8 protein-coding genes are annotated in these 17070 nt (G+C 43.3%); 1 reads left to right on the top strand and 7 read right to left on the bottom strand.

What is annotated here, in order from left to right:
* Positions 1–28 precede the first annotated feature (28 nt).
* The 7 genes from J4N24_RS14655 to J4N24_RS14625 all read right to left on the bottom strand — a co-directional run bounded on the left by J4N24_RS14655 (position 29) and on the right by J4N24_RS14625 (position 14151).
* Complete coding sequence (locus J4N24_RS14655; protein ID WP_207534447.1) at positions 29–2623, bottom strand: TIM-barrel domain-containing protein; 2595 nt, start codon at positions 2621–2623, stop codon at positions 29–31.
* Between the two features lie 177 nt (positions 2624–2800).
* Positions 2801–4657 carry a RagB/SusD family nutrient uptake outer membrane protein gene (locus J4N24_RS14650; RefSeq protein ID WP_207534446.1) on the bottom strand — a complete coding sequence of 619 codons (1857 nt, stop codon included), beginning with the start codon at positions 4655–4657 and terminating at the stop codon, positions 2801–2803.
* 10 nt (positions 4658–4667) lie between these two features.
* Positions 4668–8063, bottom strand: coding sequence for a SusC/RagA family TonB-linked outer membrane protein (locus J4N24_RS14645; protein WP_207534445.1), 3396 nt, complete (start codon positions 8061–8063; stop codon positions 4668–4670).
* A 199-nt stretch (positions 8064–8262) separates the two neighbouring features.
* A complete protein-coding gene (locus J4N24_RS14640) occupies positions 8263–9243 on the bottom strand; it encodes a FecR family protein (RefSeq protein ID WP_207534444.1) in 981 nt (326 codons plus the stop codon).
* Positions 9244–9456: 213 nt separating this feature from the next.
* A complete protein-coding gene (locus tag J4N24_RS14635; protein WP_207534443.1) occupies positions 9457–10038 on the bottom strand; it encodes an RNA polymerase sigma-70 factor in 582 nt (193 codons plus the stop codon).
* Positions 10039–10119: 81 nt separating this feature from the next.
* The gene (susR, locus tag J4N24_RS14630; protein ID WP_207534442.1) at positions 10120–11733 is read right to left on the bottom strand and encodes a SusR family glycan utilization regulator; all 1614 of its coding nucleotides are present in this window, start codon (positions 11731–11733) and stop codon (positions 10120–10122) included.
* A gap of 252 nt (positions 11734–11985) precedes the next feature.
* On the bottom strand, positions 11986–14151 hold the full coding sequence (locus J4N24_RS14625) for a TIM-barrel domain-containing protein (protein ID WP_207534441.1): 2166 nt from the start codon (positions 14149–14151) through the stop codon (positions 11986–11988).
* A 375-nt stretch (positions 14152–14526) separates the two neighbouring features.
* Here J4N24_RS14625 and J4N24_RS14620 point away from each other — a divergent pair, with 375 nt between their 5' ends.
* Entirely contained in the window at positions 14527–17070 is a 2544-nt protein-coding gene (locus J4N24_RS14620; RefSeq protein WP_207534440.1) for a SusC/RagA family TonB-linked outer membrane protein, read from the top strand.

Raw genomic sequence — 17070 nt, 5'->3', positions numbered from 1 at the left:
CATTTCAACCTTAAAATTGTAAAGGGGGTTAATTGCCCTGATTGTACTGAAGTTTTTTGATCAGTTTCTTTTGGTTATCCGGTCCTAAGCTTTTGATTCCCTGAATAACTCCTGGTAATTTCCCGTAATTCTGGTTGAACTTGCGGATCAATTGTTCGAACTGATCTGGGTGGTATTCCAGCATGCGGTTGGTTTCTTCTGTTTCCCCCAGTATTTCTGGCAGGTAAATGCCGTTGTCAAGGTTCTTGATCTCGGACGTGATCTCAGAGAGTCTCTTAAACTTCTCTACCGTACCGTTGTGGATATTCAGGTCTGGCTTATTATCATAAACTACTGTTACCTGCATAGCCTTTTTGCTGCTTACTTCGGGAAGGTAAATATTAAGACTAAGGTCTTTTCCATTGTACATCCAATTATCAGATCTTGCATTTTGATTGAATGCTACTGCTTTGCCGTTGACCAGCACTTTCTGCGGTGCTTCTGATCCGTAGAGCTTCAAGTGATAGTTACGTTTAGCTGGCATATCCTGGTATGTTCCCCTGGCGCCGCTGATGTTAATGATAGTCTGGTTGTTGCTTACGTTCGAGGTAATGCTGGTAATCGTATGCTCTTTGTCGAACTTCTTGTCGTTCCCGTTGTCTTCATAGAGGTCGAACTTGCCCGAACCACCCGGATAAACACCCAGGATGATATCCCCTGGGTTCTTGTCGAGATTGTCTACCTTATCATTATACATTGGAATAACCGACCCTGCTTTAATATAAATTGGATACTCGTCAATGCTAAAAGAACGCTCGTAAACCTGACCGCCTTTTAATAAGGTGCCGGTATGCCACTCGTACCAGTCGTTTCCGGAAGGAAGCCATACTTTAACCTTCGAGTAGCCTTCTTGAGAAGGGGTTCCGATAGGAGAGATCAGCATATTGTCGCCGAACATATATTGTCTGCTGAAGGTATACGATTCATTGTTCGATGGGTAATCGTAATACATTGGACGACAAAGTGCGATGGCATCATTATAGGTCTCGCGAGACATGGTATAGATGTAGGGTACCAGGTTGTATCTTAAACGGATTGCTTCTACCTGCGCGTTCAGGTAAGTCTGACTGTAGTTCCACAGCTCTTTCTTGATATCCCCGTTCTTAGTAGAGTGCGTGCGCAGAATGGGACTGAAAACACCGTATTGCACCCAACGCGTATACAATTCGGGGTCCATCGTACGTTCGCCGGAGCGGAACTGGTGTCCCCCGATATCGTGACTCCAGTAACTGTACAATACATTAGATGCAGTATTAGTAAAATAGGGCTGATATTCCAGTGAGTTCCAGGAGATGAAGGTATCTCCGGAGAAACCGATCTGGTACCGGTGATTACCTAGTCCGCCCCAACGATGGTAAAGCATGGGTCTGGTGTTCCTGTTCTTCTCCATCTCGGTATAGAACACATAGTTCAACCACCAGGTATTACTCAGATTGGTGATCTTTTTATCATTTGGCCACTGCTGCCAGTCGAGCCACCAGAAGTCGACGCCTTTGTTCTCCATAGGGCGAAGGATCTTATTGAACAGCGAGCTCATGTACTTCTTATCAGATACCATAAAAGGTACTGTTTTTCGTCCTGCTGTGTCTACTCCCATAGCTGTTGCAAAGGGGATATAATCGTCTTCATAACCGGCTACTCCGTCTGCCGGGTGCAGGTTTAGTGTAGTTTTAAGGTTGGATTTGTTGGTCCAGTCAAGGAATGCACCCGGATCCGGGAATAGGCTTTTGTTCCATGACCAACCGGTCCAGCCCTGGCGGTGCCAGTCCATATCCACTACTAATACATCTAGTGGAATCTGCATCCGTTTCATGTATCCTACCAAGGTACGCAACTCATTGTCTGAATAGCTCCAGTATCTGGACCACCAATAGCCAAAGGCATATCGGGGGATCATCGGCACTTTCCCTGCAATTAAGGAGAAGTCGTGCAGGGCAGATTTGAAGTCATTCCCGTAGGCCATGAAGTACCAGTCCTGACCTTTTCTTTCTTTATTGAATACCCAGGGCCAATCGCTGTTATCCAGCCTAAGGGAAGAAGAATCGTTCAGGAAATACCAGCCATCTCGAGCCAGTAGTCCATCCTCAAGTTCCAGCTTATGGTTCGAGTGCCTGCTAAAATCGCCATCCACTCCATCCAGGGTACGGGTAGTTCCTCCAAGGTTATACTTCTGTTTTTTCCCCGGAGTCCAGTTGACCGAGTCGGCCTTCAGGTATCTTACTTTCAGGTTTTGCGCATTGAACTCGCCTGAACCCAGCTTATAAGAGAGTTCAATTTCGCTGGTATTGATCACCAGCCAGCCGTTTTCGCGCTTTTGTGAAAAGCTGGGCACCGGAAGTCGACGGTTCACCACTACAAAGGAGGCATGATCATCAAAGTCTTTACCGGCCTCCCATTCCATTCTGACCAGACGTGGCGTAAGGACGGTGAACCTTGCGTTGTCTGCCGGAATGATAGCTTTCGGGTCGGCTTGTAGATTTTTCTGGTCCTGCGCCTGTAGTTTTGCAGGCAGGAGAAGGAGGGAGGCTAATGCACTTGTAAGAGCGATTTTGAGGCCTACCTTGCTAAAAAGGAAAGAATTCATTATCTGGTTTGTTTGTGTGTTATTATTCCGTTCAGCGAATTGGTTAAAGGGCCAATATAATAAATATTTGTAAAACGTTTTAGCATATTGATTATAAGTGGATTGAGAATTTTTCAAAGACCAGATCTGTCTGCATTTATTTGCAACAAGATCTGGTCTTTTAGATCTTAAACCCAATTACCATCCATAATTCTGTACCAGACCAGGGTCTTTGTCAATCTCAGACTGAGGAATTGGCATCAGGTAATGTTTGGGTTGGAAGACCCGGTTTTGAATCACTACAGGTTTGTAGAAAACTGCTACACCTGCCTCTTCACTGTTGATATCGGGAATACCGGTAGCAGTAAGCTCCGCTGCAGATGGTTTTGCGTTTAGTACGTGTGCCGGTTTATTGTCGACTGTTGTGCCGATCATCCATCTTCTTACATCCCAGAAACGGTGAGCTTCGAAAGCGAATTCGATGCGATTTTCGTTTTGGATGCGGGCTCTCATGCCATCTTTAGTCCTGTCTGATGCCAGGATAGGCAATGCCGGCATACTAACCCTTGCTCTCACCCGGTTAATATATTCATAAACGCGGTTGTCGGGAGCGTCAAGGTATTCGTTCATCGCTTCTGAATAGATCAGGTACATTTCTGCCAGGCGGAAAACCGGCCAGTTCCTTTTTGCTGTTCCTGTATTAGCGTTACGGTCGTATTCCGGAGAGAGGAATTTACGGATGTTATATCCCCATGGGTTTGTTCCGGCTTTTCCATTTGCCCATCCGTCTGTTTTTCCGTTACCGTTACCCCAGAAGGCAAACTTCATTCCCCGTTTGGTGGCATCAAAGCGCCAAACATCGTACTGGAAGAATATACTTGCATAGAAACGCGGATCCCTGTCCTTGTACATGTTAGAGATGTTGGATACATTCTGCCACTTAAGACCATCCCATAGTTGTCCGCTCCAAAAGCCGTTACTTTGATAGTTCGAGCCCGGCTCGTTAATGGGATAACCATTATTCATTTCGTAGGCATCTACTAACTCCTGTAGTGGAGTGAATTGTCCGTTCCCTTTAAACGGCGGGCCATTTGGCAGCCAGTTGCCGTCTAATCCGGTATCATTCCCTTTTATCCTTTGGAAGATCGATTCGGTATAATCACGGTTATGGAACTGTGCCGCATAGTTCTGAATTGGGTTGTTAGGAAAAGGTGAATACAGTGAATAGATGCTCATATTGATCACATCCATTGCTGCATCTGCCGCTTTTTTCCATCTCTCCTTATCATAAGATTGAGAGAAAAGATGCTTACCGTCTTTATTGCTAATATTCTTGTATAGAGGATTTCCGTTGAATAGGGGACTAGCAGCATATACCAATGTTCTTGCTTTCAAGGCTAAAGCTGCACCCTTTGTAGCACGGCCAACCTGGGAAGGCTCCTGTGTTGCAGGCAAGGAAGGGGCGATGGCATCACATTCTGAAACGATAAAGTCAACGATCTCATCTGTAGAATTACGCTCTATATTAGAACTTGCTGCCTCATTTAAGTCGATACTTGCAGCCGAAGTAAGCAATGGAACTGCACCGTATCGTTTAAACAATTCGAAATAGTACATGGCACGAAGAAATCGTGCTTCTGCTTTGTAGCGTGGTACCCATGTTTGATAATACTCGCTGCGGTCAAGTGGAATAGGTACGCTTTCAATCCTTTCGATAAAGATATTCGCCCTGCGGATATCCCTGTACCGGCCTCCCCAGTTGCCCTGAGGGTTATCTACCGTACTCCAGGTTCCTAAATTGAACTTATAAGCATCCAAAGCACCACCATTATCTGTCCAGTGATGATAGCTTTCATCCGTATAGGCGGTAATTGTACTTCCTGTTTCGTCTGGAAAAGCATTATACAACCGGGCCAGACCTTGTTCTGCAAGATTTATATTTTTAAATACATCGTCATCTGTTACGTACTCATCCGGTACCACATCCAGGTATTTGTTGCACGACATTGTTGCCAATAAGAAAACGGACAACAGAAGTATAGATAATCTTTTCATTTCCTTTTTATTATAGGGTAACATTAAAACCTAGGTTTACAACTTTCTGCTGAGGGTAGCTGCCGAAACCATCAGGGATCTCAGGATCGTAGATCTTGAATTTATCCCATGTATAGAGATTCACTCCTGTAGCAAATACTCTTACATTTTTCAGACTAAGCCTTCTCAAAACCGATTTTGGAAGGGTGTATCCAATTTCAACATTCTTTAGTCGGAGATAATCAGATGAGCGCAGCCAAAAGGTCGAGTTCTGATTATTGTTTACGTTATCTGCTGAAGAGATCCTTGGATAGGTAGCATCGAGGTTGCCCGGCGTCCAATGATTATCCTTGTAGTCGGCCAGAATAGCACTATTTCTTGAGAATGCCCAGGCAGAAGTACCAGTTAACCAATTGTACCCTCCAAGAGCTCCCTGAAAAAGTACGTTCACATCAAACCATTTATAGCCATAACCAAGGGTTAATCCCATCATCGATTTTGGTCTTAAGGTTTCGCCAATATAACCGCCGTCCTGCGAGTTGATAATACCATCTTGGTTACGGTCAAGATACTTAATATCTCCAGGCTGGATTCTACCATAGCCGGCTTGTGAAGGACTATTGTCAATGTCTGCCTGGTCTTTAAACAAACCAAGGGCGATCAGGCCTTGTGCTTCATAGATCTGGGTTCCTTTAAGAGCCTGATAGGGGTAAGCGTATTCTGGTTCTGCAGCATACTTGATTTCATTCTTCGCATAAGAGTAGTTCGCTCTCATGAACAATTGATGCTGTCTGATCATTTTGCGCCATCCAAGTTCTAACTCAAAACCTTTGTTATCTACCACTCCGGCATTTACTTTCGGTAGGGTTTCAATCCCTAATACATCAGGAATAGTGCGGGCATCGGTAAGGATCTTGGTACGATGCTCCTGGAACACATCTCCGGTGAGGGTTAGTGAGCCTTTAAAGAAGCCAAGATCAATACCCACGTTTGTTTTTCGGGCGCGTTCCCAGGTAAGGAACTGATTACCCACAATTCTTTCCTGGGCACTGCTATAGCCATTGCCATCTGCATCTACACCGAAGCGGTAACCGCTGTTTCCTCCAGTGGTCCAGGTACTGATATAAGGAAAACGGTTGGAGCTGTTATCCACACCAACAGTACCAAAAGACCCTCTGAATTTTAACAGGCTTAACGTGCGTGAATTTTTCAGGAAGCCTTCGTTGGATGCAACCCATGCTAAGGATCCGGCAGGGAAGAAGCCCATTCGTCTTCCGGTTCTGAAGTTCTCTGAACCATTGTAACCGGCATCGAACTCAGCCACATAACGTCTGTCGTAAGTATAGTTGATCCGCCCAACAATCCCCATTTGCTTATAAGCCAGGGCAGCAACACCGCCATCGTCTCTACTGGTACCTCTGAAATCTTGTGACTGGTTATAACGAAGCATTCCGAGGACAGAGTGCTTTCCGCCAAAGGTGCGATCATAGTTAAGGTAACCTTCGAAGGTTGACTTGCGGCTTCCATTCGCTGCAAGATCAAACTCCAGCTGCTGGTCGCCGGTGCTCATTTCCTCATACACACCTTTGCTCAGGTCAGTCTGGTTCTCGTCAATAGTAAAACGGTAAGTTGAGTAATTTCTCTTCCTGGTAATGTCGCGGTAGTTCTGAGCGTCGAAGGCGAAGCGAGCCCTCGCACTTAATCCTGGAGTAACAAAAGGTAGTTTCAGATTGAAACCTACTATTGCTCCCATCGTATTTTCGAAAAGCCTTTTATACCCGTATTGGGTTAAACGGCCATAGGGGTTTACCGGAGCATCACGTTTCTGTGGGATAGAACCATCAGGATTGGTAACCGGGTATAACCAGGGTGGAGTTACCCTTAACTGATTCCAAAAGTCGTTTGCACTCTCATTTGGATAGTTACGATCTCTTACCACGTTAGAGAGGTTAAGCTCTAATGCAAGGTGTTTTGTAACGTCTATATCTACGTTACTTCTGAAGTTATACTTATTCAGTTTTGCCTGAATGTTATAGTCGCTCAGATCTTCAAACTTATAAAGGCCGTCCTGATTCAGGTAAGTCATGGAAACAAAGTACCTGGTATTAGGGGTACCACCACTAACGTTCAGGTTGGTTTGATACATCAGGGAGTTTGGCTTCAATAGCTCATCCTGCCAATTTGTATTTGGGTACAAATATTGGTAGGTTGGATTACTGCGGTCTCTGAATTTATTCAGGTACTCATCTGTGTACAAGTTGGCATTCAAGCCATCATTGATCAAGCCTTCCCGATAAAGACTTAATGCGTTATACGAATCCAGGTATTCAGGAATCCTGGTAGGCGTTTGCACAGATAGTTGAGAAGTTAGTGAAACTGCAGGCTTGCTTACTTTTCCACGTTTGGTGGTTACAAGAATAACCCCGTTGGCTCCTTTCATCCCATACACTGCGGTTGCTGCGGCGTCCTTAAGCACAGTTACTGTTTCAACTTCGTTAGCGTCGATCCTGTCGATCGCATTTTCAATTCCGTCTACCAATACTAGCGGGCTCTGGCCATTATACGATCCAAATCCTCTGATATAAAGTGCGGATCCATCAGCTCCCGGTTCACCACTTCCCTGAATAGAAACTAGTCCCGGAAGTCTTCCTGCAAGGGTATTGGTCAAACTTGCTGTTGGTGTACGAATAAGTTCTGCTGTTGACACGGAGTTCAAGGCTCCGGTAATGTTAGTTTTCTTTTGAGTTCCATAACCAACAACAACTACTTCTCTAAGCGCTGCAACATCTTCCCTAAGTCTTATGCTAAAAAAGGAGCGATCGTCAATCTGGACTTCCTGAGTAATAAAGCCCACCATTCTTAATACGAGAACAGCTCTGTCATCCACCCTGATCTTGAAGTTTCCGTTCTGGTCGGTAGCCACTCCGGTTCCTGGCTTTCCTTTTACCATTACAGATACTCCGGGAAGACCGACACCCGTACTGTCAGTAACTATACCGCGAATCTCGTGTTCGGCGGCCAATTCTTTCAGCATTAAGTTGTTGTTGATCTCACTTGATTTTACAATAACTACCACATCTTCCACTACCGAGTAGGATAGACCGGCAGGTGCAAGAAGTTTTGTGAGCACTTCACCTAAACTCTCATTCTTTAGTTCTTTGTTTACAACATTGGTTTTCTTCAGTATCTGGTTGCTGTAAGCAATCTTTACACCCGCTGATGAAGAGATCATTTCGAGGGCATTTTCAAGGGTTACATTGTTCAGGTCAGCCGTAACTTTATGAGTAAGTACTTTTTGGCTGAAGGAAGAATTAGCAAAGGCAAACGTACAGAAGCAAAAAATAATACAACTTGTAACAACGCTGTATCTCATAATTATCCATAAATAATCACTGGCTCTATCAGAAAGTAATAGAGATTTTTTCATAATTTTAATTCGTTAAAGTGTACGGATAGGAAATGCACCTGTGATTTCTCAGGTCGGCTGGTACATCTCTGATTTCTAGTCACATTTTAAAAACCCGTTCCTTCAAATGGACCGGGTTTATTTTTTTAAGTATCTGTCTTCTTCATGCTGGAAAGTTTGTTTAATTGGTTAATGAATTGTTTAGTTTATTGAAATGCTGCTAGTCGCAGCCTTTTCCTTCGAGATAATAGACACCGTTCTGGTAGGAAACAGATCCATTAACAATGGTTGCCATCACCTTAAGCACTTTGTCCAGACCCTCATTATTCAGGTCGGCCGTAGTGGTAACTGTGCATTCCCTGATCTTGTCGCTGCAGTTTAGCCTGATATTATATTTCCTTTCAACTTCTGTTACAGCCTCAGCTATTGGAGTGTTATGGAAAACCATTTTTCCTTCTTTCCAGCTGATGGTTTCAATCGCTTTTACTGAACTGGTTTGGATCCTGACAACATCCCTTAAATAGGATGCTTTTTGATTGGAGGTGACGAAAACTGTGGTTGGACTTTCTTTTTTCCGGGAAGGGCTAACTACCGCCACTTTTCCTGATAGCACGGTAACTTCTACTTTTTTATGTTCAGGATAGGCGTTGATATTGAATGTAGTTCCCAGTACTACCGTCTTTACATCTCCGGAACGTATGATAAAGGGCTGTTTCTCCAGATGGACCACCTCAAAATAAGCCTCTCCAATTAGTTGAAGTTCTCTTTTTTTACCCTCGAAGTGTTCTGGATAGCTTAATTTACTATCAGAGTTCAACCATACCCGGCTGCCGTCCTCCAGCTTTACAAGGATAGTTTGTCCTTTTGCTGATCTCGTTTCGACCATTTTTACGGGATCTGCCCAGTTTCGTATATCGTCTTTCTGAAAGTACAAGACTGAAGCCAAACCGGAAATAAGCACTATAGAGGCCGCAATGCGCAGACTATAAGAAAGCCGTTTCGATCTTCTTTCTCTTTCGCCAATCCCCTTTAGAATTTTAGTATAAACCTCTGTTTTATTGAAAGCAGGATCCTCAATTTGATAATCAGTATGTTTTTCACGTTGACGGTTAAAATATTTAGTAATAAGACCTTCTAAAAAGGCTATTCCTTTTTCATCTGATGGTTTATTGGAGTTTGGTTTTGATGGTTTCCTTTCCATTGTTATATGTATGATGCAGAAAATTGACCTACCCCCTAAAGGGTAATGATTTTTTTTGAAATTATTTTTGAGAGTGAGGAGAACCCTGTTCCAATGGTTGGACCATTGTGAGGAATGGAGCCAGTAAACAGTTTAGTTTTTCAGTTCAGGAGATTTTTCCACGCTAAAGAGGATTTATATTAGCCTATCGGTATCGGCCAATATTTGTATTATTTACATAAATAGCGGAAGCAGTGAAACTACCAGTAGCAGAAAATCTGCCATGGAAGCTCTTAATCGCCTTAAAGCAATAGTGAGCTGGTTTTCAACTGTTTTTACGGATATATTCAGCAGGCTAGCAATCTCTTTATGGCTCAATTGCTCTTTACGACTTAGTACAAAAACCTCTCTGCATTTCTCAGGGAGTTCTGAAATTCCTTTTTCAAGATTTGCCTGCAGCTCTTTCTGAAGCACGCCGTTGTCAGCATCGTACTCGCTAACCAGCATTTCTACCACTTCAAGTTCTAAAACTACTTTGCCTGAACGGATAACCATTAGTACTTTATTCCGTACGGAGATATACAGGTAGGAGCTAAGGTTTTGGATATCCAGCTTTTCCCTTTTTGTCCAGAGATCGATAAACAGCTCCTGAACGATATCTTCGCAAACCTGCTTATCGCGGAGTATATTATAAGCAGCGCTATAAAGCCTTGAAGAATACTTCCCGTAAATTTTCTCGAAACATAGAACGTCCCCCTCTTGCAAGCCCCTGATTAAATCTCCCTCAGCTATTCCGGATAAATTTCCCCACTGCATAAATTTAGAATCGTCTTTAGTATTGGTTAGTAACGCTAATATAGAATAAAAACAATGACAATAATTCTCTTTTATTGGTGATTAATGATCAATAAATTTTATATCCATAATTCTTTTATCAAATTCTTCCCCTTTTATAATCGATTTAGCTTTTATACGCATCTTATAGGTATAGATGGTACTGATGGAATAGTCTAATATGCCGGCAATGGTTTCATCGTCTTTGATGCCAAGGCGTATCAGTGCAAATATTCTCAGGACGGGGTTCAGCGACTCCTCTTTTTGTGGCCATATCTGGTCCTCTGGCTTTAGTAATTTGTTGAATGCAGGGATAAAATCAGGTAGTAATTTAAGGAAGATCTGGTCGAGCGTATTATAGAGTTCTTCCCGCTCGCGATTGATCTGAAGGGAGGAAATGCTTTCCAGAGCATCCTCGAATTTCTTCATCTTGATCTTCCGTTCCACAGTGCGTTTTAGTTTCTCCAGCAAACTGATGTATGAGAATGATTTCTTGAAGAAAAAGCCGATATACTCCTCATTGATCCGTGTATGTTCCATCAAGCTGGAATTGATTGCAGCAAGCTGTTGATTCTGTTTCTGTATCAGTCGCTCGTTCTCTTTTATCTTTTTTAACTGAAGGTAGACTATGATGATGATAGCCACTGCAATAAGTCCGATTATGGCAAAAATTAAAGAGTAAATGATCGACTTGTCGCGCTGCCGTTCCGTTTCCATAATCGTCTTACCGGCTATCATCGGCAGAATATTCTGGATGTCTATTTTATGGCTGCGGGCATTGTAAAAAGCAGCATCAGAAACAGCTTTGTTGATACATTCATAAGCCATTTTCAGATCTCCTGCTTTATACAATTCTTCTCCTAATCGCAGGATGGCCTGGGTATGTTTTGTAGATGCTTTTATATCATTAATAGCAGAAAGGCTTAGCAAAGCTATTTTATCGTCACCAGAATAGTGGTGGCTCAACCGCATGGCAGCCATGGCGATACCATGTTTCGTTAGACCGCTGTGCGTGATATACTGCAAATAAAAATCGGCGGCAGGCTTCTTGCTTTTGGCCTTGTCATATCCAAATTCTGCCTGGTTCAGAACTCGCTCAAAGGTATTAGGAGGAGATGCTTTTGACATCTTCCTGAAGTTCAGCTCAGATTCTTTGCGATATTTCGCTGCATAAAAGCCATCGTTAATGTAGTTGGCCAGGTTCTCGAAAAAGCGAGCTTTATGATCGTAGTACGTACCTTTGAGCTCTGGGAGGATCTTCTCTTCTGATAGGGAGGTTAGGAGCTCCCGAGCTTCTGTGAAAAGACCTGCGGTGGTAAGGATATGAAGGAGTTTGAGTTGACTCTCCTGTATCCTGAAGCTGTCGTGATCTTCCTCACTTGCCTCGATCATTTTCTTCAAATACACATAAGACGAATCGAATTGATAGGGTAAATACTCTTCAAAGATGAGGTTATATAAGTGGTACTTTCGTTCATAGCTATGACTGGCAGAGTGAGCCAGGGAAGCTTTGATCCTATTTAGCTTAGTCTCCTTCTGCCTATCGTAGCTTTTATTCTTCAACTCGGATTCCAGGACACGGAGTAAACTGTCTTTACTTGATGAACAAAAAACACTATTACCAGCTGCCGCTAAAAGCAGAAGGAATAGCGTGAAGATAAGTTTGCGATAGAACATAGTTAACACCTTGAAGCTCCTCAAATCCCGGAGTATTAATTCTTGTTCAAAGTTAAAATTCAGTCTGAGCTTACAAAACGAATCTGTGTCTGTCAGTACAATTCCCGAAAAACGCTGAACCAGAAATAGCTTAAGAGATGGTGAATGCTCATCTGGGCCCGATCGGGAAGCCTTGACATTAAAAGAGGCAGAACTTATTTATCAAAGAAGTTCTGCCTCGACTGCCATCTTGCTGGTAGGAGTGAAGTGATCTTAATTCACTAAAGCAACCTGGATCCCACTTTTCAAACTACCGCTACCTTTGTAAACCTTTCCATTAATTAGTACTTCTGCATTGATCTTTTGTATTTCTGTTTCCGGGTTCCGGCTTCCCTTTTTAGAGGCAAGTTTGATATTTAGGCTATTTCCGGTCTTTTTAGCTGTAAAGCTTAACAATGAGTAATCGCCTTTTTTGAAACCCCATCCCTCTCCTGCATCTAAATATAACTGACCCGTGGCCGTACCCATTTTATCAGGGCAAACAATCAGGGTAAGAGGATCAAAAGATTTCTCAGTAGTATTCTGAATGATTTTTCCTGCAGGTATGATCGAACCTCCTTTAATTTTTAGTTTCGCCTGGTACTTATCGCTCATGTCGCCCTCCACGATACTCAGCTCTTCCCAGATGCCTGAAGGAAGTTCCGGATCTTTCGCAAAAGCAGGGATCACTAAAAGGTCTTCTCCCAATAAGAAAGCTTGTTCTTCTTTTCGTAATCGCATATCAGCCGGATTGGCGAAGAATACCGGAGCCATTACAGGTAATCCGGTTTTTGCTGCGTTATAGAATTGGGTATAGAGGTAAGGAAGGAGGCGGTAACGACGCTCTAAAGCTATACGGGAAGTTTTTTCAATGGCTTCTCCATAAGCCCATGGCTCTTTATCGTTAGTGCCTGCACAAGCATGCCCTCTTGCGAATGGCATCAAGGCTCCAAATCCTAACCAGTTAGCCCAAAGTTCTCCTGAAGTGTTTTCCAGAAATCCACCAATATCTGGCCCGTTAAAAGGTTGCCCTGAGAGTCCTAAAGTGATTGACATGGGCACTGATAATTTCAAATGGTCCCAGCTGGCCATGTTATCGCCCGTCCAGGTAGCGGCGTATCGTTGTCCGCCCAGAAGGTTAGCACGGGTTAAAAGGAAGGGACGTTTGTTGGGATTTGCATCCATAATCCCCTTGCGGCTTGCTTCGACCATCAGGCGACCGTAGGCGTTATGATATAGAAGATGGGGCCCGGCAGGCAGATCTCCTCCGCCTTTATGCATAATGGTAGTTGGCATAGTGCCTGTTCTTTGGCCATCAGGAAGATGATTATCATTAATGGCCGGCTCGTTCATATCGTTCCACACACCGTCTATGCCAGTTGCCAGGAAGTCTTTATATAGCCCAGACCACCAGTTGCGGGCCTGAGGATTGGTAAAGTCAGGGAAGGTACAATCTCCTGGCCATACTTTGCCAATATAGTCCGTTCCATCATTGTTCCTTACCCAAACGTTATTAGCCGAGCCGGATTTATAAATGTTGTAATCCTTATCTTGTTTTACTCCCGGGTCGATCATATAAACAGCGCGAAAACCTTTCTGATGCAGCTCATCATTCAAGGCTGTAGGATTCGGGAAGTTTTTAGGGTGAAAAGTAAATACTCGGTACCCGTCCATATAATCAATATCCATCCAGATCACATCGCATGGGATCTTCTTGTCGCGGAAGGTTGTGGCAATTTCTCTGACTTTTTGTTCTGAGCCGTAAGAGAAACGGCATTGGTGGTAACCCAATGACCATAAGGGAGGCATTTCAATAGTCCCTGTTAATTCTGCCAGTCCTTTCAGAACAGCTTGTGGAGATTCACGGTCGATGATATAGGTACGGAACAATGCACCTTCAGATTTGTACCTGATCTGGTTCGATTCCGTTTGCAATTCGGCTTTCCAGCTGCTGTCGAAAATGATCCCGAAAGCGGTACCATCTTGTCTTACCCCCATCACCCAAGGATGGCTTTGATATAACCTTTTACCCTCTTCGACGCCATAGGCGCCTGTATCTGTATTCCATAATTTAATCGTCTTCCCATTCCTCAGGAGGGGACCTGTAACTTCACCTCCGCCATAAAGACTTACCCCAGCAGGGAGGTTAAGAACCGCCTCTGCTTTATCGTCGGTAAGGCTAAAGCTGGGCCGCAATCTCCAATTGCGAGGGACAGTTCCTTTAGAAATAGGTTCTGCCTTTAGGATGAGGGAAGGTGTTTTACTTTTATCAAATCCGGCGGGGATAAATTCCACTATCCGGTCACCGACCAGGGCTACTTTCTGAACAGGTACTTCCTTGGCAAAAACAGTAGAGGATAACAGCAGTGCTGTAAAAAAGGTTAGTCTATTTAAGTTCATAATTTTTTTAACAGGGATAATAGATTTGGAATTATCCCGCAGTATTTGCTAAGGTATAGACAATGTGAAGTGATACCGCTTGATTTTACCCGGATCTACAATAAATCTAAATTGTATTTTTTTAAAGTTGCTCATAGTGAGGTGTTTGAGAATTACTAAAGCGTTCATTTTATAAAAAAATCTAAGCGTTTCCGGGCGACTATTGCTAAAAACGGAAGCTTTTAGTAAAAGATTTTCCTTTTTTTGAAGGTTGTTGGATTGCCTAACTAGTCCTTTCACACAATTCTGAAAATACTTTATGGAATTTTGTAGATTCAGCATCTGGTAACTCGCAGCAGCGATGGTCGATGCCTTGCCAAAACCCTTATTCACCGTATGAATAAATATCTATTCCTTTTACTACTAACCACAAAAGGTCTTTTTGCACAGGAGCCCGTAAAACCTGTTATATCAGAGGACTATTTATCTTTAATTAGGAGCGATTCTTTAAATAAAAGTATTGCGATAAAGACTGATTCTATAAAGACAGGTCGACTAAAGCAAACTTACTGGTATAGACAACCGGTATCTGGCCTTAGGTTTAAAAATAAGCAGTTAACGATTGAGCCGGTAACCACAGAATACATCGAGTTTGGAGGAGTCTTTAGTTCTGCCTTTGCCTTTAGCTCGCCCAATAATTCTCCGGCTACACAATCCATGTATGCACAGGGAAGGAACAATACTTTTCAAGGAAAAACAGAATTCCGGGGACCAGAGACTGGGGAGACTTTCAGCTTTGGACCTGCGATTACTGAACTGGAATACGACGGTAGTCACAATGCTTATGATCCTAACGGTCGGCTGGTTCCTGCAGGATCGGGCAATGGCTTATCAGCTCAGGCTTTTGATAACGGAATTCTCCGAAATGGCTTGCTGCAGAATCAGGCACTTTCCTTTAGGTTATCACAAGGGTTGGGCTATACTAAAAAATGGAATCTTCAACTGAAGGCGGGAACAGGCAGGGAAGGGATGATCATGCGAGCTAACTCGAATTCCTCCGAAAACGTTTCTGCCAACTTTGATGCCGCAGTTTGGAAATTTAATTTTATCGGAGCTTACTCGGCCTATAGAACCCGCTTCAGCAATGATAACCGGGGAGGTTTCTTGAATAGGGTGTACCAGAATAGTCTGCTAACACCTGTAAGCTTTAATAACAGCTATGGCGATGAGCAGGGGGACGGGGTTCAACGTACCTATTCGGGTAGAAGTGATAACCCCTTTTATCTATTGCACAATAACGGGCACTATTCTCGTAATTTTCAGCAGACAGGTAACCTGTCTGCAAGATTTAAAACAGGCAGGTTTACTCTGGGAGCTGGTACTACTCTGGAAGGACTAGCTCTCAATTCTGATGAATCACTAAAATCCGGCTCGGCTTTTTATGAGACGGGCTTCCATCTGAAAAGGGAGAAAGACGACAGGCGGTTTACCCTGGATGGTTTTGCGGAATTGGTAATTAAATACAATAACCCGAAGTATAAGTCGACTGCTAAGCTTGCCTATACCAGAGCGGATCTGCAAACGGAAATTGATTATAAGCCTCTTGTCAGAAATTATCAGTATAAACGTAAGGTTGACGAATTTGTAGGATTATACGAGACCAATTACGATGGTCAGAATATAGACGGAGCTTTAAACCTGGGAAATAAAACCTATCGCTCTTCCACTTTTACAAATGGCGCTTATTTCCTTCCTAAAGTTGACGGGTTTATCCGGTTTGAGAACCTTTTTAATAACCGCAGGTTGCCACTCAAAATAGCAGCTACCTATAATAGGTTTTATACGGAGGTGTCTCCTTCAACATCTTATTCCTGGTATGAGTCAACCTCACTTAGGCCTGAGAGTTCATTTTTATTCCTGCCCTTCAAAGAAGCCTCAGGATTTTATCAAGTTAAACCAGTGAAGAATTTTGAATTCACATCCAGGATTGAACTGTTTGATAGTCACCTTTTCCAGTTTACAGCTTCTTTCTTCACCAGAAAGTCTAAAGATGAGGTGCTTCCCACAGTGGAGAGGGGAGAGATCGTGCTTAAAAATCTGGCCGAGATACGTTCTGATGGAGGAGAAGTTGAATTCACCCATCGTACACCTTGGTCCAACAGATTCAGGCTTAGTCAAACTTTATCTTTCTACAAATGGACCAATAAGGTGACCAAAGTTGCTAATGGTTATAACTATGCTCCTGTTGCCGGATTCTCAACAGTTAATAAAGCCCTGGTAGAAGGCAAACCCTTAGGTGTACTGGTCGGAACAACCTACCTGAGAGACACCAAGGGAAATCTTGTTATAGATAATGAAGGTTTTCCCATTGCCAATACATCGACTTCGGAAATAGGTAACCCAATACCCGACTTTACCCTTAAGCTCTCACAAAACCTTAATTTGAAGCAGTGGGACCTGAACCTGGACTGGGAATATAAGAAAGGAGGTGATGTTTGGAACGGCACAAAAGCTTTCCTTGATTACTACGGACGAAGTAAAAGCTCAGCAGAAGAAAGGACAATTTCCAATTATGTGTTTGAAGGCCTTACTGCCGACGGAAATGTGAATACGAAGCCGGTGAGTTTCTACGACCTCGCCCGCCCCTTGGAGCAGTCTAAATTCCTGAGGTATGGAGCAGGAGGTGTGGCAAGCGATTATATTGAAAAAGCAGATGCCCTGAGGCTGAGGAATGTATCGGTCACCTACACGCTTCCTATAAAGAAATTAGCGCAGAGAGTTCTATTTACCGCCTATGCAAAGAACATCATTATCTGGACAGCTTATCAAGGTGTTGATCCTGATCAGTTGATGTACGATCAGGCAAATGGACAAGGGCTGGATTTCTTTAACCTTCCCTCTACAAAAAACTTCGGTGTAAACGTATCCCTTCAATTCTAA

This window comes from Desertivirga arenae (genome assembly GCF_017355785.1).
In the GTDB taxonomy this organism is placed as follows: domain Bacteria; phylum Bacteroidota; class Bacteroidia; order Sphingobacteriales; family Sphingobacteriaceae; genus Desertivirga; species Desertivirga arenae.
The sequence above is the reverse complement of the archived record's forward strand: the minus strand, read 5'-3'. Positions and strand labels throughout refer to the sequence as shown.